We start from the raw sequence: 19879 nt of genomic DNA, 5'->3' as shown, positions 1-19879 counted from the left end.
GCAGCAGGTCAGCGATGCGGTGACAAGGGCGCTGAGGCCCTTGTGCAGTGGCTGTATCAGCATTTCGCCTGGGAGGTCAGGAAGGCCACCAGTTCTTCAGCGGCAATTTCCTGTTTCTCATCGCTGCGACGAGCCTTGTACTCAATGGTGCCAGCTTCCAGGCCGCGGTCAGAAATAACGATGCGGTGCGGAATACCCATCAGCTCCATATCAGCAAACTTGACGCCCGGGCTGGTCTTCTTGTCGCGGTCGTCCAGATACACTTCCAGACCCGCAGTGGTCAGCTCGGCGTACAGAGCTTCGGTTTTCTCACGCACGGCTTCGGAGCGGTGATAGTTCATTGGCACGATGCCAACGTGGAACGGTGCGATGGCGTTTGGCCAGATGATGCCATTGTCATCGTGGTTCTGTTCAATCGCAGCCGCCACCACACGGCTGATGCCGATGCCGTAGCAGCCCATCATCATGGTGCGATCTTTACCGTTCTCGTCCAGTACGGTGGCCTTCATGGCTTCGGAGTACTTGGTACCCAACTGGAAGATATGACCGACTTCGATACCGCGTTTGATCTCGATGGTGCCTTTACCACATGGGCTTGGATCGCCAACCACCACGTTACGCAGGTCGGCAAATTCCGGCAGTGGCAGATCGCGCTCCCAGTTGATGCCGAAGTAGTGTTTGCCATCAACATTGGCGCCAGCGCCAAAGTCCGACACTACGGACAGCGCGTGGTCGGCAATGATGCGCATCTTCAGGCCAACAGGGCCAATGGAGCCAGGACCGGCACCGACGATTGGGCGCATTTCTTCTTCGGTGGCAAACTCAAAAGGAGAGGCCACACCGTCGAGTTTTTCGGCTTTGATTTCGTTCAGCTCGTGGTCGCCACGAACCAGCAGGGCAATCAGTTCGTAGTTGCCATCTTCGTCTTTCTCGCCACGAACAATCAGGGTCTTGATGGTTTTTTCAATGGCAATGCCATGCTGTTCAACCAGAGCAGCAATGGTCTTGGCATCCGGGGTGTCCACCAGCTCCATGGCTTGAGTGGCCGCCGGGCGCTCACCAACTGGTGGCAGTGCTTCGGCCAGCTCGACGTTGGCAGCGTAGTCACTGGCGTTGGAGAACACGATGTCGTCTTCACCGGAGTCGGCCAGCACCTGGAATTCGTGGGACTTGGCACCACCAATGGAACCGGTGTCTGCCATCACCGGACGGAAGTCGAGATCCATACGCTTGAACACATTGCAGTAGGCTTCGTGCATCTTGTCGTAGGTTTCTGCCAGACTTTCCTCGTTGGCGTGGAACGAGTAGGCGTCTTTCATGATGAATTCACGTGAGCGCATCACACCGAAGCGAGGACGGGTTTCGTCACGGAACTTGGTTTGAATCTGGTACAGGTTCAGCGGCAGCTGCTTGTAGCTGCTGATGTTGTTACGAGCCAGGTCGGTGATGACTTCTTCGTGGGTTGGACCAACACAGAAATCACGGTTGTGACGGTCTTTCAGGCGCAGCAGTTCGCCACCGTACTGGAACCAACGGCCGGTTTCTTCCCACAGCTCGGCAGGTTGTACGGCGGGCATCAGTACTTCCTGGGCACCAGCGCGATTCATTTCTTCACGTACGATGTTCTCGACCTTGCGCAGGGTGCGCAGGCCCAGAGGCATCCAGGTGTAAAGGCCAGCGGCCAGCTTGCGAATCATACCTGCACGCAGCATCAGCTGGTGACTAACAACAACCGCATCAGCGGGAGTTTCTTTTTCAGTGGCGATCAAAAATTCTGTTGCGCGCATATCAGCTCGTCGAATCCGGTTGTCAAAACGTGTAATTGGCCCCGATTCTACTGTCTGAGCTGGCTCGCGGCAATTTGGCGAATTATTTGATACTTTCGTCGTTTGTATACTTGTGTCGTATTCGGCGCTGGAATACTCTGCCGCCCAGTGTGCTGCGGTGGCACGCCTCTTAGCCCCGATCCAACAGGAAACCTTATGACCCCGGCTGATCAACTACCGGAATTCCAGATTCTTGAGCATGCTGACTTGCCGGTTTCGGAAGCCTGCCTGCGCAACCAGCAACCCATTGCGGATGTGCTGGAATCAGTGCTGGAGCCTCATTCGGTGGTGCTGGAAATCGGCAGCGGCACAGGCCAGCATGCGGAATACGTGACCGCCCGGCTGCCTGATGTTACCTGGCAACCCTCAGAGCTGGCTGAACGTATTTCAGTGATCAATGCCCGTCGATTGCGCTCTGGTCGTAATAATTTTCTGCCGCCTTTGGTGCTGGATGTCGCGCAGGACCTGTGGCCGGTGAAACAGGTTGATGCCGTTTTTGCTGCCAACGTCGCGCATTTCATCAGCTGGCCGAAGTTGCGCAGCATGATGGCTGGTGTGGGCCGGGTATTGCGTCAGACGGGTGTGGCGATTCTTTATGGCCCGTTTAATTATGACGGCGCGTTCACCAGTGATGGTAACAAGGCATTGGACGAGTGGGTCAAGCGGGACATCGACCCGGCAGCGGGCATCAAGGATATGGAACAGGTGGTGTTGGCGGCGCGCAAGGAAAAGCTGCGTTTGATTAAAGACATCGCTATGCCGGCCAACAACCGCATTCTGATTTTGAAAAAATACGCCTGATCAGGCTCTTACACTATTCTCTTCACTGAAGCTGCGCAGTCGTGAGCGTTTACGGCCAGACTGCTGTAGCTGAATCCATTCTTTCAGTGGGGTGAAATCGACCCCCAGCACTTCAAAAAATACCACCTGCTTGTCGTCCATCAGACTCACGGTTCTCACCAGTGCATCCAGCACGGGCTCCGACTCGGATTCCAGCGCTTTACTGATTAGGGTGGTGAGCTCTTCAACACTTTTATTGGCGCGCACTGCGTGCCCGTCGTGCAATTCCAGTTGCAGTTTCAGCACCTGAAGTGCCGTTTGAAGTGTGCTGTTGAGTCTCAGTCGTTTGATATCCATTGAAGGCTTCCTGATACAGCTAACAGTTATTTTGTGAAGTAGATAACATTTTTTAGGTGTTCTGAGTTACAGCTTTGTTAAGAATGTTGTCTTTGTGGCACTTAATGGAACAAACAACCGGTTAGCCAAGTGGTTAATTATACGGTGTGAAAAACAGCGCCCGACAGCCTCAGCACACTGTCTGCTCATCGTGGTTTCTCGTTCGGAAGTATCCGGCATTGGCCTGAGCTGAGGGGGCAGGGTCATCTTTCGGGCATAAAAAAGCGCCCGGCGAACAAGCCCGCCGAGCGCTAAACAGGTAATTGGGTACCTGTCGGTTCCCTGAGAGCACAACGTAAACGACGCAAAGCCGTACGTTACTGTTGTTATATCAAGATCAATGCCATCGACATGGTCGATCTGTTGGGGCGGCTGACCATGCTGACAATGTTGCTCTGCGGCTCGAAACCGGCTGTTGATAGACGTGGTGAGAGCTCATGATCGCCCCTGCCTGTGTAATCTGGCGACAACGGCTGTCGCAGATTGGCAACCGATCACATGGGGTATGGCTTTAACGGCAGGTGGCTGATGCTGTTACGCAACGGCATGGGCCAGATCCATTCAGCCCGATGCGCAGCAGCAGTTCTTTGTCTGCGTGTTATGCGCTTTGTCAGTGCGTTTTTAGTCTGCTGGGTTTGAGTGTGGCTGGGCGTGGCTGTGTTTGAGTGTTACGGAGAAGCTGATAGCAAAACGCCCACCGTGCTCAGACTCCGTTGCCTGGCAGGGTGGGCGTTTCGAACCGCGAGAAGAGAGTGCTTGGCTTAGCGAGCGGCTTGCTTCTGGGCAGATTCAAGCTGAACGTAGTCGAGCAGGATGCGACCGGATTCCGTCAGCAGGGCATCCTCTTCGGCTTTTTCATCTTCTTTTTCGTCGGTCTCGTCAGCGTTTTCCGTGGCTTTGTCATCGGTGGCTTCTTTCTCGTCCAGCGACGTCAGCAGCTCCAGCCCTTTGGCTTTACGACGTTTGTTTTCCAGATCCAGACGCTTGGCATCGTTGGCATCACGCTCTTGCTTACGAAGCTGCTCGTTGAGGGATACATCCGTCTGTTCGCGCAGCTGCTCAACCAGTGCTTTCTGTTCGCGCATGAAGATGAAGTCCGGATCATCCTTGACGCGTTCGGCGTGCTCTTTGCGCAGCACCGCAATGGCGTTGGAAATCTGGTTGTCGTGTACGTACTTGGCCGGACGAATGGTGTCCCAGGGCAAGGCACGCTCCAGCGAGCTTTCACCAATCTTGTCGGTATCAAACAGGGTTGGGTACAGAATGTCCGGGATCACGCCCTGGTTTTGGGTGCTGTCGCCAGATACCCGGTAGAATTTGGCCTGGGTGATTTTCAGCTGACCATGACGCAATGGGCGCAAGGACTGTACGGTGCCCTTACCAAAGGTTTGACCACCCACCACAATGGCGCGGCCATAGTCTTGCATGGCTCCGGCAAAAATTTCCGAGGCCGACGCACTGAGGCGGTTAACCAGTACCACCAGTGGGCCGTCGTACAACACACTTGGGTCCTGGTCAGGCAGAACATCGACATTGCCACGGGCGCTGCGTACCTGCACAACCGGGCCTTGAGGAATGAACAGGCCGGTCAGGCTGATGGCTTCTTCGAGGGAGCCACCGCCGTTATTTCGCAGGTCGATCACCAGTCCTTCAATGTTTTCTTCGCGCAATTCCTTGATCAGCTTGGCGACATCGCGGGTGGTGCTTTTGTAGTCCGGGCGATTTTCCATCTTGCCCTGAAAATCAACGTAGAAGGTTGGCAGGTCGATTACGCCGATTTTGTGCTTCTTGCCGTTTTCTTCGATGGTCATCACGTCTTTCTGAGCTGACTGCTCTTCCAGCTTGACCTCATCACGGGTGATGGAAACCACTTTGGTGTCGGTGGTGGTGGCATCGGACGGAATAATTTCAAGGCGAACGGTGCTGCCTTTGGGGCCACGAATCAGGTCGACCACTTCATCCAGACGCCAGCCAATCACGTCGACGATTTCGCCATCGGCATCCTGACCAACGCCAACAATCTTGTCCGCTGGCTGCAGGTTCTTGGCCTTGTCGGCCGGGCCTGCTGGCACCAGACGCACTACCTTGGTGTATTCATCTTCGCTTTGCAGTACCGCACCAATGCCCTGTAAGGACAGGCTCATATTGATGTTGAAGTTCTCGGTGTTGCGTGGCGAGAAGTATTGGGTGTGCGGGTCAAAAGAGCGGGTCAGCGCGTTCATGATGGCCTGATAGGCATCTTCCGGCTTGGTCTGGTGAATACGATTGAGCTGGTTCTGGTAGCGCTTGTGCAGCAGTTCCAGCGCTGCCTTGTGATCCTTGCCGCTCATGGTGAGGTTGAGGATGGAGTTCTTCAGACGCTTACGCCACAGGTCGTCCAGCTCGGCGGTCGAGGTCGCCCAAGGGGCGTTTTCACGATCAAGGTCGAGGCGCTCGGTGTCATCGAAACGGTAGTTGGCCGCGTTCTCATCAAGCTCCTTGATCATAAAGGTCAGGCGCTCGTTGATGCGCTCTTCGAGACGATTGTAAATAGCGAACGGGATACTCAGGTCGCCACGCAGCAAAACGTCGTCCAGCTTCTTGCGGCTGCCGGTGAATTCGTTGATGTCGGATTGCAGGAAGTAGCTGCGGGTGGAGTCGAGGTCGTCCAGATACAGATCGAACACGCGTTCGGACAGGGCGTCATCGAGTCGTTGTAATTCGTAGTGGCCGCGCAGCAGGTTATTGAGAATCTGCTGGGTGGTAACCGCTTGCTCGCGGGTTGGCTCAAGCGGTTGGATTGGTGTGCCAGGAACCACATCCGGGATCTGGGCAACCGCATTCAGGCTGCCAGCCAGAGTCAGGCACAGCAGCAGGGACGAAACAAAGGGTTTGAAAATCTTTTGATACATAAAATAGTCAGCCGGTTCGCTCAGTGTCTCGGGTAGGTATCCGCGTATTTGCTATCTTGCGGTGCATCGCTATTCTTTTTGACGCTATTGATTCACCATAAAACACGGCAATCAATATGCCAAGTATAGCCCGTTGTAATGCGGGTGGCGGTGAAGTAGCCGGTAGCCCAAGTATAGATACAAATAACGAGAATAAATTCCCCCGCGCGACAACGGTCATGCGAGGAAGTGTCAATGCAGGAGGTAGTAGTATGGCGCGCATAACCCTTGATTTACCTGAAGAATTTGAATTCAAGGTGGATCTGGATGTACGGGTATCCGATATCAATTATGGCAATCATCTGGGCAACGATCGGATGGTGACCTTGTTGCACGAAGCGCGGCTGCGCTACCTGCGTCATTTTGATTTTGCCGAGTTCAATATTGGTGGGTTTGGTTTAATGGTAACGGACCTAGCGGTGTGTTTCCGGGCCGAGTCTTTTGTTGGCGATATGCTGACGTTTGAAATGAGCCTGACCGAATTCAACAAGTACGGCTGTGACATGGTCTATCGCGTTACTAACGCCGATCAGGATCGATTGGTGGCAGAGGCCAAAACCGGCTTGGTATTTTTTGATTACGACGAACGCAAATTAGCTCGCGTGCCGCCGGTGTTCTTGCAGCGCTGTGCGCCGGACAGAGCCGGGGAATCGTAGGGTGGTAGCAATATCAGGAGGGCGGCTGATGCTCAGTCGCCGTCCTGTTAAAAAACTCAGGCTTCTTCAGAGCTGATGCCGAGGTCGTCGAAGTACTCGGTAATGAAGTCGAGGAAGGCGCGGCTTTTGGTCGCCAGATAGCGGTTTTGCGGGAATACCACCTTGATGGTGCGAACCGGAATTTCAACATCACTGAACAGGCGTACCAGTTCGCCGGTTTGCAAGTGGTGGTCGGCAATGTAGGTCGGGATGGCTGTGATGCCCATGCCCGCCAAGCATGCTTCGTAGACCAAATCGATGTCGTTGACCGACAGTTTTCGCTCGACGCTGGACAGGGTGAAGCCATGGTCTTTCTCAAACTGACGCAGCCAGTTGATACGGGCAAATTCCGCATTGGTGACCATCAGAATGCGGTGCTTGTTAAGGTCTTCCAGCGACGTCGGTGTGCCCCAGCTTTTCAGGTACTGAGGGGAGGCACAAATCACAATGTTCTGACGGGCGACCGGCTTGGCGATCAGGCGGGAATCTTCCAGCGTGCCAATGCGCAGGGCGAAGTCGTAGCCTTCCTTGACGATATCCAGTGGTCGATCAGAAATGTGCAGGTCGAAGCTGATGTCCGGGTACTTTTCTGAAAAATCATTGAACATGCGCGCCAGCTCGCGGCGACCGAAATTAGACATGGCCGTGATGCGCAAGCGACCGCGCGGAGTAACGTCGAAATCCGTGACCAGCTTTTCTGCCTCGGAAATGGATTCGAGGATGTTCTCGCAGTGCTGATAGAACATCTGACCCGCTTCTGTGGGACTCACCGAACGAGTGGTGCGATTCAGCAGGCGTACACCCAAACGTTCTTCGAGGCCGCTGATCTGCTTGCTGACAGCGGACGGCGTGACGCCAAGTGCGTCAGCAGCAGAAGTGAAGTTGCGTGCACGCACCACGGAAACAAAGGTTTGCAGAGTGTCTATTCTGGACATAGGGCTAGGCGGCCATCGTTTGTGTAAGTCATCGAGCTTGCCGAAATTATAGTTAAATGAAAGGAAATAATCAGCTCTATTAGTTCCTGATTCTTGCAAGTGGCTCGATAAATAACATCTTTGACAGGAAATTACCGGTTTGGGGGCGACGGTCGCTCCTTTATTGCCCCTCACTGATTTCATGCCGCCTTTTGGTCAGGCCGTTGGCGGACCGTTTTGAACATGGCCATCCGGTTTTGCCTTGGCGGCCTTGGGGGATTTCAGGTTGATCAACCCGGCCAGCACAATCAAGGCGGCCCCCGCGACGGTGGCCCAGGTCGGGATTTCATCCCAGAACAGCCAGCCCATCAAGGCGCCGTACACCACTGCGCTGTATACGTATACGCCGACCTTGCCGGTAGGAGCGATGCGATAGGCTTTGGTCATGGCTAATTGACCAGCAGTGGCCACTCCACCCATGGCAACGATGACCCACCAGGCGGAGCTTGGCACTGGCTGCCAGTTGAGTAGCGCCGCCGGGAAGGAAACCAGCGTGGCGACAACGCCAAAATAGAACACGATGCGTTGGCTCGGCTCGGTGGCGGACATCCGGCGAATGGTGACCTTGGCGAGTGCGGCCAAAAAGGCCCCCAGCAAGCCGACCAGCGCGGCCTGGGTCAAGGCACTGTCGCCGCCCGGGCGCAGAATGACGAAGACACCGGCAAAACCGACCAGCAGTGCCAGCCAGCTATACTTGCCGGCGGGCTCTTTCAGCCACCACAGCGCGATCAACGGCATAAAAAAGGGACTCGACAGCTTGACCAGAAATGCCTCGGTCAGCGGCATGTTACCCAATGCCCAGAAGTAGCAGTACATGGCGCTGAGGCCAACGATGCCGCGCATCAGGTGCCAATGCCACTGGCTGGTCTTGAGCATTTGCGGGCCACTGCGAAGCAGCAGTGGCATCAGTACCAGAAGACCAAACAAATTACGAAAGAAGACAACCTGCTCGGTGGACAGGTCGTCTGACAGGGACTTGATGATAGCGCCCATGATGGCCAGCAAGGCTTCGCCAGCCAGCAAGAACAGAGCACCGCGTTTGATATCCTGGGACAAGAACGAATCCGGGTCTTTAAAAATGGAAGATAGCCACTATTTAACGGTTTGATGACCGTTGTTTTCTCGGTTCGCTGCACTCCTGTACGTGCCTACGGGAGACGCTGCATGAAGCTGCTGGTTGATAGCGGCTGCTGGTTGATGGTGATAGTGGCATGAAGACAGCAGAGTATATCGGATGTGAACCGTCGGGTGTGCTGCGATTATCTATTAATGATTTTAAATTTTAACGTGATGGACTTGAATTATGCTCAAGTTGACTCCAGATAAGGATCATCACAAAGAACTGCAGCGGTAGCGTGTTGTGTAACAAAGTCTGCAGTCATTACGTTGGAGATTTTTCGTATGCGTATGGATCGTTTGACAACCAGTATGCAAAACGCCCTGGCTGAAAGCCAGAGTCTGGCACTGGGACAAGACCACAATCAAATTGACACTGTGCACTTGCTGTTGGCACTGCTGCAGCAAGCCAATAGCTCGGTAAAAGACGTGCTGCGCCGTGGTGGTGTGCACGTGCCGCAATTCGAGCAGCGTCTGCAAGCAATACTGAGCGACCAGCCCAAGGTCAGCGCACCGGATGGCCAGATTCAGATTTCTCCGGAGTTGGGCCGACTGCTGAACCTGACGGAGAAGAAAGCCCAGCAGATGCACGACCAGTATGTGTCCAGCGAAGTGTTCTTGCTGGTGGCGCTGGAAGATCGCGGCGCAGTCGGCAAGGCGCTGAAAGACGTCGGCCTGACTGCCGAAGCTGCAGAAAAAGCAATCAAGGATATGCGTGGTGGTGAAACTGTGAAAGACGCCAATGCCGAAGACAGCCGTCAGGCACTGGAAAAATTCTGTATCGACCTGACCGAGCGCGCGGAAGCGGGCAAGCTCGATCCGGTGATTGGCCGTGATGAAGAAATTCGCCGCACCGTCCAGGTGTTGCAGCGCCGTACCAAAAACAACCCGGTGCTGATCGGCCCGCCAGGCGTGGGTAAAACCGCGGTGGTGGAAGGTCTGGCTCAGCGCATTGTGAATGGTGAAGTACCGGATACGCTGAAGAACAAACGTATCTTGTCACTGGATATGGGCGCACTGGTTGCCGGGGCCAAATACCGCGGTGAGTTTGAGGAGCGTCTGAAAGCCGTACTGAAAGACGTATCCAAAGAAGAAGGCCGCATTGTGCTCTTTATTGATGAGCTGCACACCATGGTTGGCGCTGGCAAGGGAGAAGGTTCCATGGATGCGGGTAACATGCTCAAACCGGCGTTGGCCCGTGGCGAACTGCACTGCGTGGGAGCTACGACGCTGGATGAATATCGCGAGTTCATTGAAAAAGACGCCGCGCTGGAACGTCGTTTCCAGAAAGTGCTGGTGGACGAGCCATCCGTGGAAGACTCCATCGCTATCTTGCGTGGCCTGAAAGAACGTTACGAAGTGCACCACGGCGTGCAGATTACCGACAGCGCCATCATTGCAGCGGCCAAACTGTCACAGCGCTACATTACCGATCGCCGCTTGCCGGACAAGGCCATCGACCTGATCGATGAGTCGGCCTCGGTGATTCGTATGGAAATCGATTCCAAGCCACAGGAAATGGATCGTCTTGAGCGTCGTTTGATTCAGTTGAAGATTGAACGTGAAGCGCTGAAGAAAGAAAAAGACGACGCAGCCAAGGCGCGTTTGAGTGGTCTGAACGAAGAGATTAACAAGGCGGGTCGTGCCTACGTCGAGCTGGAAGAAGTCTGGAAGCACGAAAAAGCCCTGCTGGAAGGTGCCAGCAAAGCCAAGGAAGAACTGGAGCAAGCCAAGCTGGAACTGGATGCCGCGCGCCGCAGTGGTGATCTGTCGCGCATGTCCGAATTGCAGTACGGCAAAATCCCGGAACTGGAAAAGCAGTTGGCCAACGCCAACGAGGCCGAAGCGACAGGCACTCAGGAGTTCACCCTGCTGCGTAACAAGGTGACCGAAGACGAAATTGCCGAAGTGGTATCGCGTTGGACCGGTGTGCCAGTGACCAAAATGCTGGAAGGCGAGCGCGAAAAACTGCTGAAAATGGAAGAGGTTCTACACGACTCGGTGGTTGGTCAGGACCAGGCCATTCAGGCGGTATCCAATGCGGTACGTCGCAGTCGAGCGGGGCTGTCTGATCCGAATCGCCCGAACGGCTCGTTCCTGTTCCTAGGCCCTACTGGCGTGGGTAAGACCGAGCTGTGCAAAGCGTTGGCGACTTTCCTGTTCGACAGCAAGGACGCCATGGTGCGGATTGATATGTCCGAATACATGGAGAAGCATTCGGTGGCTCGCCTGATTGGTGCGCCTCCGGGTTATGTCGGTTACGAAGAGGGCGGTTACCTGACCGAAGCCGTACGCCGTAAACCGTATTCGGTGATTTTGTTGGATGAGGTCGAAAAAGCGCACCCGGATGTTTTTAACATTCTCTTGCAGGTGTTAGATGATGGTCAGCTGACCGACGGTCAGGGCCGCAAGGTCGACTTTAAAAACACCGTGTTGGTGATGACGTCGAACCTGGGCTCGGATGTCATCCAGACCCTGTATAAAGACGAACCATACGAGCAGATGCGCGACGCCGTGATGGAAATTGTTGGTGGGCACTTCCGCCCTGAATTCATCAACCGGATTGACGAAGCGGTGGTGTTCCATCCACTGTTGAAAGACCAGATTCGTGGCATTGCCGATATCCAGTTGCAGTTGTTGCGAGGCCGCTTGATGGAGAGGGAGCTGACGCTGGAACTGACGGATGCTGCGTTCACTCGGCTGGTGGACATTGGCTACGACCCGGTATTTGGGGCACGTCCTCTTAAACGGGCGATACAGCAGTGGATTGAAAACCCGCTGGCGCAGGATATTTTGTCTGGCAAGTTTATGCCGGGTGACGTCATCCTGGGCGATGTTGCCGAGGACGAAAGTGGCAAGGCCCGATTGGTGTTTCGCAGTCAGTAAGGTTAAATCCTGAGATGACGGCGGTTCACCGCCGTCTTGAATACGCTATTGATAGTGTTGTTATTTGTGTCCAATATAGCCCCGCCTTAGCGGGGCTTTTGCGTTTAAATGCGATAGATTCCTATCTGGAAAGTCTGTTTTCTGAACGGCAGGTGACTGTATTTGCGTACGCCGCGGGTGTTTTAAGTCAGAATAGTGGCTGCAAGTATCATTGCTCCCATCAATAAATGAGCTAGCATGCTGTGCCACACTGAATGGAATCTATTTGGAATTGATCGATGATGAATCGCTTTTGGGCCTCTTCGGCACTGATCGCCGTATTGGCAGCCACAACCGGCTGCGCAACCACCTCTACCTCTGATGTATCCGCAGCCCCTGTTGAGCAGCCACAGGCTGTGCGACTGGTGCAAGAATCTGAACTGCGTTGTTACGGCAAGGCCGGTGTGTATATCCAGGACGAAGAAAGCCGCGTGCGTATCGCACTGGGTCGTCGTCCAACCGCCGGTTACAACGTGATGGTGACCGAATCGACCGTAACCGGGGCTTCGGTAACGCTGCATTTTCGCGAGGCTGCGCCAGAGCCCGGCATGATGGTGCCGCAAGTGCTGACTTATCCGTGTTTGCGCGTCTCACTGCCTGATACCTGGGGCCATCTGCATGTGGTGGACGACAGCAGTGGCCAGGAGTGGGATTTCTACCACTCTGGCTATAACCGCGTCAGCGGTGATTCTTGAGCATTATTCTTGGCATCGACCCCGGCTCCCGCTTGACGGGATTCGGGGTGATTCGTGTGATTGGCCAGAAAACGGAATACCTGACCAGTGGCTGCATTCGCTGCGGTGAGGGTGAGATCCCGGATCGGCTCAATATCATTCATAGCTCGATCTCGTCGCTGATTGATCAGGTGCAACCGGATCAATACGCCATTGAACGGGCTTTTATGGGTAAAAACGCCGATTCTGCCCTGAAGTTGGGGCAGGCTCGTGGTGTTGCACTGTTGGTTGCTGCCCAAAAGGGACTGCCGGTCTTTGAATACGCGCCTCGTGCGATCAAACAGGCGGTGACTGGTATGGGTGGCGCCGACAAAAGCCAAATCCAGCACATGGTGCAAAGCTTGCTCAAGCTGCCAGGCAAGCCGCAGGCGGATGCCGCCGATGCGTTGGCGATTGCCTTGTGTCACGCTTTTATGGTCAATAATCTGGCCATTACCTCCGGCCGTACATCTGGCCGACGCTCCCGTTCCATGCGCAGTTTTGTGCCCCCGTCGAGCTAGCCGAATCTGTTGAGCTGGCGCTCCCTTTGCTGCTACGCTAGGCCGCTTTACAAACAGGTAAACTCGCTATGATCGGCCGCTTGCAGGGCATTCTGCTGGAAAAATCTGCTCCTGAACTTTTATTGGACGTTAACGGTGTGGGCTACGAAATTCAGGCCCCGATTTCCACCTTTGCCGTCCTTGGCCGAATCGGTGATCCGGTAATCCTCTACACCCACCTCGCCATCCGCGAAGACGCCCATCAGCTTTATGGTTTCAGTGACAAAAGCCAACGCACGTTGTTTCGCACCCTGATCAAGGTCAGTGGTGTCGGACCAAAGCTGGCACTGGCTATTTTGTCCGGTATGGACGTCAACGCGTTTGCCAGCTGTGTGCACGCCGAAGACGTTACGGCACTGACCAAGTTGCCAGGGGTCGGCAAAAAAACCGCTGAGCGTTTGATTGTTGAGATGCGTGACCGCCTGAAAGAATGGCAGTCCGCTGGCCCATTATGGGACGCCGTCGACCAACAAGAGCAGGCGTCTGCCGACTCCATGCTGCAAGACGCTGAATCGGCGCTGGTAGCGCTGGGCTATAAGCCAACTGAAGCCGCCAAAATGCTGAACAAGGTTGCCGGCCAGGCCGACAGCTCGGAAGACCTGATTCGTCTGGCGCTTCGCAACAGTTTGGGTAACGCATGATAGAAACAGATCGCTTCATCAGTCCGATCAGTACGCCGTCGGAAGACCATCAGGACCGCGCCATTCGTCCCAAGCAGCTGGCTGACTACATCGGTCAGCCCGCGGTGCGGGAGCAAATGGAAATCTTTATTGGTGCTGCTCGCGCCCGTAACGAAGCATTGGACCATACGTTGGTGTTTGGTCCGCCGGGCCTGGGTAAAACCACGCTGGCCAACATCATTGCCGAGGAAATGGGCGCGTCGATCAAGTCAACGTCAGGGCCTGTGCTTGAAAAAGCCGGTGATCTGGCGGCCTTGCTGACCAACCTTGAATCTGGCGACGTACTATTTATCGACGAGATTCATCGCCTTAACCCGGCGGTGGAAGAAGTGTTGTATCCGGCGATGGAAGATTACCAGCTGGACATCATGGTCGGTGACGGCCCTGCCGCCCGTTCGATCAAGATTGATCTGCCACCGTTTACCCTGGTTGGCGCGACGACCCGGGCAGGTTTGTTGACCTCGCCACTGCGGGACCGTTTTGGCATCGTTCAGCGTCTGGAGTTTTATAACGTTGACGACCTGTCGCACATTGTCTCCCGTTCCGGACGCCTGTTGGGCCTGGAAGTGGACGATCACGGTGCGACGGAAATTGCCCGCCGTTCCCGTGGCACGCCGCGTATTGCCAACCGCTTGTTGCGACGGGTGCGGGATTACGCTCAGGTGAAAGGCAATGGTCAGGTCGACAAGCAGTGCTCCGATTTGGCGTTGAACATGCTTAATGTCGATTCCCAGGGGTTTGATCATATGGACCGTCGGTTGTTGCTGACACTGATGGAAAAGTACGATGGCGGCCCGGTCGGCGTGGATGCGTTGGCGGCCAGTATTGGTGAAGAGCGCGATACCATTGAAGATGTGTTGGAACCCTATCTGATGCAGCAAGGCTACATCACCCGTACGCCGCGTGGCCGCACGGCCACCAAGTTGGCGTATCTGCACTTTGGACTCGACCTGCCAGACCGGTTTGGAGTATCCGAATGACACAATTTGATTGGCCAGTACGTATCTACATTGAAGATACCGACGCTGGCGGCATCGTGTATTACGCCAATTATTTGCGATACACCGAGCGCGCTCGCACCGAATGGCTGCGGGCGATGGGCATCAGTCAGGAGCTTTTGCGAGAGCAGGGCATTCTGTTTGTGGTTACCTCGGTGGAGGCCAAATATCGCAAGCCGGCCCGTCTTGATGATGAACTCAATGTGTCGGTTCAGGTCGATAGTATCGGCAAGGCGAGGCTGGGTATCCGACATCAGGTCACTCGCATGGCAGAATCGGGTCAACCGGAATTGTTGGTAGACGCGGGCGTTACCATCGCCTGTATGTCCACTGCCGGTAAGGCCATGGCCATCCCGAAACAGATTTTGGAAAACATTCAGGGTAAGTAACCCGACCGAGAGAATCAGGAGCTGTAGTGAACGAGTCCCTTTCCATTTTTGGTTTGATCGCCGAAGCCAGCATTGTGGTGCAGCTGGTGATGTTGTTGTTGCTGGCAGCCTCGGTTGGCAGCTGGGTGGTGATTGTCCAACGTAGCCGCTTGCTGTCGGCCAGTAAGGCAGAACTGCACGACTTCGAGGATCGGTTCTGGTCTGGCGATGACCTCAACGAGCTGTACCGTGAATGTCAGGCCAAGGAAGAGACCAGCTCGATCGAGAATGTGTTCATGGCCGGTTTGAAAGAATTCGGCAAGATGCGTCAGCAAAGCGCCTCCGATCCGGATGCTGTTATTGCCAGCTGTCAGCGTGCCATGCGCATTGCCATTACCCGTGAAACCGAAGCGCTGGAGCAGCACCTGCCGATGCTGGCAACGATTGGCTCTACCAGTCCGTACGTCGGTCTGTTTGGTACGGTGTGGGGCATCATGCACTCTTTCCATGGTTTGGCGGCGGTTAAACAAGCCACCATTGCGACTGTGGCGCCGGGTATTTCGGAAGCGCTGGTGGCAACGGCTATGGGTCTTTTGGCGGCCATTCCAGCGGTTATTTTCTACAACCGCTTTGCCACTCGCGTGGATCAGCTGTCGACCGGTATGCACACCTTCGCGGATGAATTCTCCTCGCTGCTGTACCGTCAGGCGTTGCGTTTGAAGCAGGGGGCCAAGCCAACCTCAGGAGCCAACTGATATGGAACCGATGCAATATCCGGTTGCCAAGCGTCGGCCAATGGCCGAGATCAATGTGGTTCCCTACATTGACGTTATGTTGGTGCTGCTGATTATTTTCATGGTGACGGCACCCATGCTGGTGCAAAGCGTGCCGGTGGATTTGCCGCAGGTGCAATCGGCGCCGACGGAAATTGAGCCCGACGACAACACCCTGATTGTGTCTGTGACCAGCGCCGGGGAATATTTCATCGAGCGTGAAGAAGGCAACACCAAGTCGATGTCGCTGGCGCAAGTTCAGGACTACATCAGCAAGGTCAAGGCACAGGTTGAAAGCACCCGGGTAATGGTGCGTGGCGACGAACAGGTGCCATACGGTCGAGTGGTGGCGTTGCTGGGCGGCTTGCAAAGCGCTGGCATGCAGAACGTGGGATTGATTACCGAAGCGCCGGACCCGGATGGTGGTCGTGAAAAATAAGCTGTTTGCACCGTCATCCTATACCCCAGCGGTGTTTGCCGCTGTGGTGCTGCACGTGCTGGTGGGGTTGGTGTTCTGGTTTCAATGGCCAGCCGACGAGCCACAGCTGCCGCAGCCTGTGCCAAAACACATTGTGGCTACCGTGGTGCAGGAAGAAAACCGTGCCGCTGCTGAGCGCAAGAAGCAGGAAATCCAAAAACAGCAGGCTGAGCGCAAGCGTCAGCAGCAGTTGGCGGAGCAGAAGCGTAAGGCCCAGGAGCAAGCGGCCCGCAAGAAACGCGAAGCCGAGGCGCTGAAAAAGAAACAGGCTGAGCAGGCTGCCCGGGAAAAGGCCGCCCAGGCGCAACGGGCAAAAGAACAAAAAGCCCGGGAGCAGAAGGCCCAGGAACAAAAAGCCAAAGAAGCGGCCGAGCAGGCCCGCCAGAAAAAACTGGCGGAAGAAAAAGCCGCCGCCGAGCGCAAGAAACAGCAGCAGGCCGCGCTTGAACGTCAGCTGAAAGAAGAGCAGCAAATGCTTGAGCGTATGGCGGCAGAGCAGGCGGAGCAAGAGCTCCGGGAACGAGAAGCCGCAGAGCGTTTGGCCAAGGAGCGTGAAGAAGCGGTCATCAGTTACACCGCGCAATTACGCGACAAGATTGAACGCAGCTGGCAGTACCCGCCCGGAGTCGAGCCGGACCAACAAGTGACGGTCCGGATTAACCTGGTGCCTACGGGTGAAGTCATTGCCGTGACGGTGGTGAAGGGCAGCGGCAACTCGGCACTGGACCGTTCGGTGGAGCAAGCGGTTATGAAAGCCTCACCGCTGCCAGTGCCCAAGGATATCAAGGTGTTTGAAAGTAATTTCAGAACCTTCACGATTAACTTCAGACCGGAGAATGCAACGTGGTAACTCGATGGTTAGGGTTTGTTGCCCTGATGGTGGTGGCATTGGCTGCCAGAGCGGAGTTGGTGATTGAAGTCACCCAGGGAAAGCAGTCGGCCATTCCGGTGGCTGTGGTGCCTTTTGCCTGGGCAGGGCCGGATGCCTTGCCAGAAGACGTCAGCGGTATTGTTGCCAATGATCTCGGTGGTTCCGGTTACTTCCGGGTGATGCCGGAAAGCAACATGATTACCAAACCGGCCACGGCGGACGAAGTGGTCTATTCGGAATGGAGCAATTTGCGCCAGGATTTCGTGGTGGTGGGCAATATCAGCCGCGACGGTGATGGCTATGCGGTGGAATTTCACGTGATGGATGTACACCAGAAAGTGGAACTGCTTCGCCATCGAGTGAAAGGCAAGGGAACTCAGTTGCGGGATATTGCTCATTATATCAGCGACTTTGTGTTCAAGAAGTTGACCGGTATTCCGGGGGTGTTCTCGACCAAGCTGGTGTACGTCACCACCAATCGTGATCGTACGCGCTTTAACCTGAACTATGCCGATGCCGATGGCGCCCGCGAGCAGCTGATCTTCTCGTCCGATCAGCCGATCATTTCGCCGGCCTGGGCTCCGGATGGCAAGAAAGTAGCCTATGTGTCGTTTGAAACCGGCCGTACGGCGATTTACTTCCAGGAGCTGGCAACCGGTAAGCGTGAGTTGGTTCTGAAGATGAAAGGCTCAACCAGTGCACCGGCATTTTCGCCAGATGGGACCAAATTGGCGTTTGTGCACTCTTATTTGGGCAATCCGGACATTTATGTCCTTGACTTGAACACCCGTAAGACGGAACGTCTTACCAATCACTACGCGATTGATACCGAGCCGCAATGGATGGCCGACAATCGCCACCTGGTGTTCACCTCAAGTCGTGCTGGCGGACCGCAGATTTATCAGCTGGATACCAGTAATAAAGCGGTCAAACGGATGACATACGAGGGTAATTATAATGCCAGGGCCCGGGTCACGGATGATGGTCGCAAGTTGATTTATGTGCACCGCAGTGGAGAGAGCTTCCATATTGCGTCACAGGATCTCAGAACCGGTATGGTTCAGGTGCTCACCAGCGACACCGATCTCGACGAGTCGCCCAGTGTTGCACCTAACGGAAGTATGGTAATTTACGCAGCCAGTGAAGCTGATCGCAGCATCTTGGCGGCAGTATCGGTGGATGGAGATGTTAAATTCCGCCTGCCGTCCAAGTACGGTGACGTCAGAGAGCCTGCGTGGTCACCAATTTTTTAAAAAGTAAAACCATTGAGTGGAGTGGGAAAACAGTTATGCAAAAGAATGCATTGTACAAAGCGTTGGGTTTGACTCTGGGCGCACTGCTGGTGACTGCATGTTCAAGCACTGGCGAAGTTAACGAAGGCGAAGCAAGCAACACCACTGCTTCTGCACAAAGCCAGACCAAAACTACCAACGGTTCTGCCAGCAGCAACGGCACCACCGCAGTAGACACCTCTGCTGTAAGCGGTGAATCCCTGAAGTCTGAAATGTCTCAGGCTGAAGCGGCTCTGATGGAGCAAACTGTTTTCTACTTTGACTTCGACCAGTCCACCATCAAGAGCGACAGCAAGGCTGCTCTGATGGCTCACGCTGCGTACCTGAAGTCTCACAGCAGCGCTCGCGTTGTTCTGGAAGGTCATGCTGATGAGCGTGGCACAGTAGAATACAACCTGGCTCTGGGTGAGCGTCGTGGTATGGCGGTACGTCGCTACCTGCTGGCCAACGGTGCAAGCGCTTCCCAGCTGGAAGTGGTTAGCTTCGGTGAAGAGCGTCCAGCGGTTATGGGTCACAACGAATCCAGCTACGCCAAGAACCGTCGCGTAGAGATCAAATACCAGAGCCGTTAATTTATGAAAGCCCATTTTGTCCTCTGTGCGCTGTTGGTGTCGTCTTTCAGCGCCACGGCGGAGGAGTGGGTTTCGGTTGGAGCAGCGCCCAGCGTTGCTCCCGCCTCCTCCTCTGACACCGCGCCAGTTCTGGCGAACTCTCAAACCCCTGTCGTCGCCGATACGTCTTCTGAATCTGCCGATCCCTCGCTGGTGAACGAGTTGCTGATGCAAATCGAACAGATGCAGCAGGAATTGTCGATGCTGCGTGAGCAGCTGGATCAGCAAGGCAATGAATTGCGCGAACTGCGACAGGACAGTGATAACCGCTATCTCGATCTTGATCGTCGAATCGTGTTTCTGACCAACGAAGCCGACAAGCAAGTGGCCGCCCCGGTAGCTGCTACTCCGTCTGCTACGGCCGGACAGACGCCTCAGGAGGCGTATGCCGCGGCAATGCAGTTGGTTAAGGATAAGGAATTCGAAAAGGCCAATGCGGCGTTTGATGAATTCGTCCATAACCATCCTGACAGCAATCTGGTTGCCAACGCCTACTACTGGAATGGCGAAATTTCGCTGGTGCGTGGGGATTACCCGGCAGCACTGACCAATTTCCGTCAGGTAGTGGATCAGTACCCGGACCACAGCAAAGCGGCAGATGCTTCCTACAAATATGCGGTGACCTTGCATCGCAGTGGTAAGGATGCGGAAGCACGTCAGTGGTTGCAGAAAGTGATCGATACCTACAAGGGTAGTTCACAAGGCACTGTGAGGCTGGCCGAGACCTATTTGAAGAAAATTTCCGTAAACCCTTAATTTTTTTAACAAAAAGGGTTGCCAAGCGGAAAAAGATCAGTAGTATATGCGCCTCCTTCGGGTCGTTAGCTCAGTTGGTAGAGCAGTTGGCTTTTAACCAATTGGTCGCTGGTTCGAATCCAGCACGACCCACCACT

19 protein-coding genes and 1 tRNA gene are annotated in these 19879 nt (G+C 54.9%); 15 read left to right on the top strand and 5 right to left on the bottom strand.

Annotated features, from left to right (window positions below; all coding sequences use genetic code 11):
• Nucleotides 1-56 precede the first annotated feature (56 nt).
• Nucleotides 57-1787: a proline--tRNA ligase gene (locus G516_RS0114220; protein ID WP_028294204.1), complete on the bottom strand. Its 1731-nt coding sequence runs from the start codon at nt 1785-1787 to the stop codon at nt 57-59.
• A gap of 195 nt (nt 1788-1982) precedes the next feature.
• Here G516_RS0114220 and G516_RS0114215 point away from each other — a divergent pair, with 195 nt between their 5' ends.
• Nucleotides 1983-2627 (top strand): DUF938 domain-containing protein, encoded by a 645-nt coding sequence (locus G516_RS0114215; protein ID WP_051219448.1) that lies wholly within the window; start codon nt 1983-1985, stop codon nt 2625-2627.
• On the opposite strand, the gene G516_RS0114210 is transcribed toward G516_RS0114215, so the two are convergent.
• The gene (locus G516_RS0114210) at nt 2628-2963 is read right to left on the bottom strand and encodes a hypothetical protein (protein ID WP_028294202.1); all 336 of its coding nucleotides are present in this window, start codon (nt 2961-2963) and stop codon (nt 2628-2630) included.
• Nucleotides 2964-3763: 800 nt separating this feature from the next.
• Complete coding sequence (locus tag G516_RS22640; protein ID WP_051219447.1) at nt 3764-5893, bottom strand: carboxy terminal-processing peptidase; 2130 nt, start codon at nt 5891-5893, stop codon at nt 3764-3766.
• A gap of 251 nt (nt 5894-6144) precedes the next feature.
• On the opposite strand from G516_RS22640, the gene G516_RS0114200 reads away from it, so the two are divergent.
• Nucleotides 6145-6588 (top strand): acyl-CoA thioesterase, encoded by a 444-nt coding sequence (locus G516_RS0114200; RefSeq protein WP_028294201.1) that lies wholly within the window; start codon nt 6145-6147, stop codon nt 6586-6588.
• Nucleotides 6589-6644: 56 nt separating this feature from the next.
• Here G516_RS0114200 and G516_RS22635 read toward each other — a convergent pair whose 3' ends face one another.
• Nucleotides 6645-7562, bottom strand: coding sequence for a LysR family transcriptional regulator (locus G516_RS22635; RefSeq protein WP_036536661.1), 918 nt, complete (start codon nt 7560-7562; stop codon nt 6645-6647).
• A gap of 195 nt (nt 7563-7757) precedes the next feature.
• Nucleotides 7758-8657, bottom strand: a complete 900-nt coding sequence (locus G516_RS22630; protein WP_051219446.1) for a DMT family transporter — start codon at nt 8655-8657, stop codon at nt 7758-7760.
• Between the two features lie 345 nt (nt 8658-9002).
• On the opposite strand from G516_RS22630, the gene clpB reads away from it, so the two are divergent.
• From clpB to G516_RS0114125, 13 genes are all read left to right on the top strand, one after another.
• On the top strand, nt 9003-11603 hold the full coding sequence (gene clpB, locus G516_RS0114185; protein ID WP_028294200.1) for an ATP-dependent chaperone ClpB: 2601 nt from the start codon (nt 9003-9005) through the stop codon (nt 11601-11603).
• 278 nt (nt 11604-11881) lie between these two features.
• A complete protein-coding gene (locus G516_RS0114180) occupies nt 11882-12337 on the top strand; it encodes a protease complex subunit PrcB family protein (RefSeq protein WP_028294199.1) in 456 nt (151 codons plus the stop codon).
• Entirely contained in the window at nt 12334-12876 is a 543-nt protein-coding gene (ruvC, locus tag G516_RS0114175) for a crossover junction endodeoxyribonuclease RuvC (RefSeq protein WP_028294198.1), read from the top strand. The genes G516_RS0114180 and ruvC overlap by 4 nt, the downstream gene beginning before the upstream one ends.
• A 68-nt stretch (nt 12877-12944) precedes the next feature.
• Nucleotides 12945-13556: a Holliday junction branch migration protein RuvA gene (gene ruvA, locus G516_RS0114170; RefSeq protein WP_028294197.1), complete on the top strand. Its 612-nt coding sequence runs from the start codon at nt 12945-12947 to the stop codon at nt 13554-13556.
• Nucleotides 13553-14575 (top strand): Holliday junction branch migration DNA helicase RuvB, encoded by a 1023-nt coding sequence (gene ruvB / locus G516_RS0114165; protein ID WP_028294196.1) that lies wholly within the window; start codon nt 13553-13555, stop codon nt 14573-14575. The genes ruvA and ruvB overlap by 4 nt, the downstream gene beginning before the upstream one ends.
• The gene (gene ybgC / locus G516_RS0114160) at nt 14572-14982 is read left to right on the top strand and encodes a tol-pal system-associated acyl-CoA thioesterase (protein WP_036536657.1); all 411 of its coding nucleotides are present in this window, start codon (nt 14572-14574) and stop codon (nt 14980-14982) included. The genes ruvB and ybgC overlap by 4 nt, the downstream gene beginning before the upstream one ends.
• A 26-nt stretch (nt 14983-15008) precedes the next feature.
• Nucleotides 15009-15716 carry a protein TolQ gene (gene tolQ, locus G516_RS0114155; protein WP_028294194.1) on the top strand — a complete coding sequence of 236 codons (708 nt, stop codon included), beginning with the start codon at nt 15009-15011 and terminating at the stop codon, nt 15714-15716.
• A gap of 1 nt (nt 15717) precedes the next feature.
• A complete protein-coding gene (gene tolR / locus G516_RS0114150) occupies nt 15718-16173 on the top strand; it encodes a protein TolR (protein WP_028294193.1) in 456 nt (151 codons plus the stop codon).
• Nucleotides 16163-17062, top strand: coding sequence for a cell envelope integrity protein TolA (gene tolA / locus G516_RS0114145; protein ID WP_169449542.1), 900 nt, complete (start codon nt 16163-16165; stop codon nt 17060-17062). The genes tolR and tolA overlap by 11 nt, the downstream gene beginning before the upstream one ends.
• Nucleotides 17056-18336: a Tol-Pal system beta propeller repeat protein TolB gene (gene tolB, locus G516_RS0114140; protein WP_028294191.1), complete on the top strand. Its 1281-nt coding sequence runs from the start codon at nt 17056-17058 to the stop codon at nt 18334-18336. Before tolA ends, tolB begins: the two co-directional genes overlap by 7 nt.
• 35 nt (nt 18337-18371) lie before the next feature.
• The gene (gene pal, locus G516_RS0114135; RefSeq protein WP_028294190.1) at nt 18372-18947 is read left to right on the top strand and encodes a peptidoglycan-associated lipoprotein Pal; all 576 of its coding nucleotides are present in this window, start codon (nt 18372-18374) and stop codon (nt 18945-18947) included.
• Between the two features lie 3 nt (nt 18948-18950).
• Nucleotides 18951-19742, top strand: coding sequence for a tol-pal system protein YbgF (gene ybgF, locus G516_RS24020; protein ID WP_051219445.1), 792 nt, complete (start codon nt 18951-18953; stop codon nt 19740-19742).
• A 59-nt stretch (nt 19743-19801) separates the two neighbouring features.
• Nucleotides 19802-19877: transfer RNA gene (locus tag G516_RS0114125), tRNA-Lys, on the top strand.
• Nucleotides 19878-19879 lie beyond the last annotated feature (2 nt).

The sequence above is a fragment of the Oceanobacter kriegii DSM 6294 genome (assembly GCF_000422845.1).
Taxonomy (GTDB): Bacteria; Pseudomonadota; Gammaproteobacteria; order Pseudomonadales; family Oceanobacteraceae; genus Oceanobacter; species Oceanobacter kriegii.
This window is presented reverse-complemented; position numbering and strand designations above follow the sequence as displayed.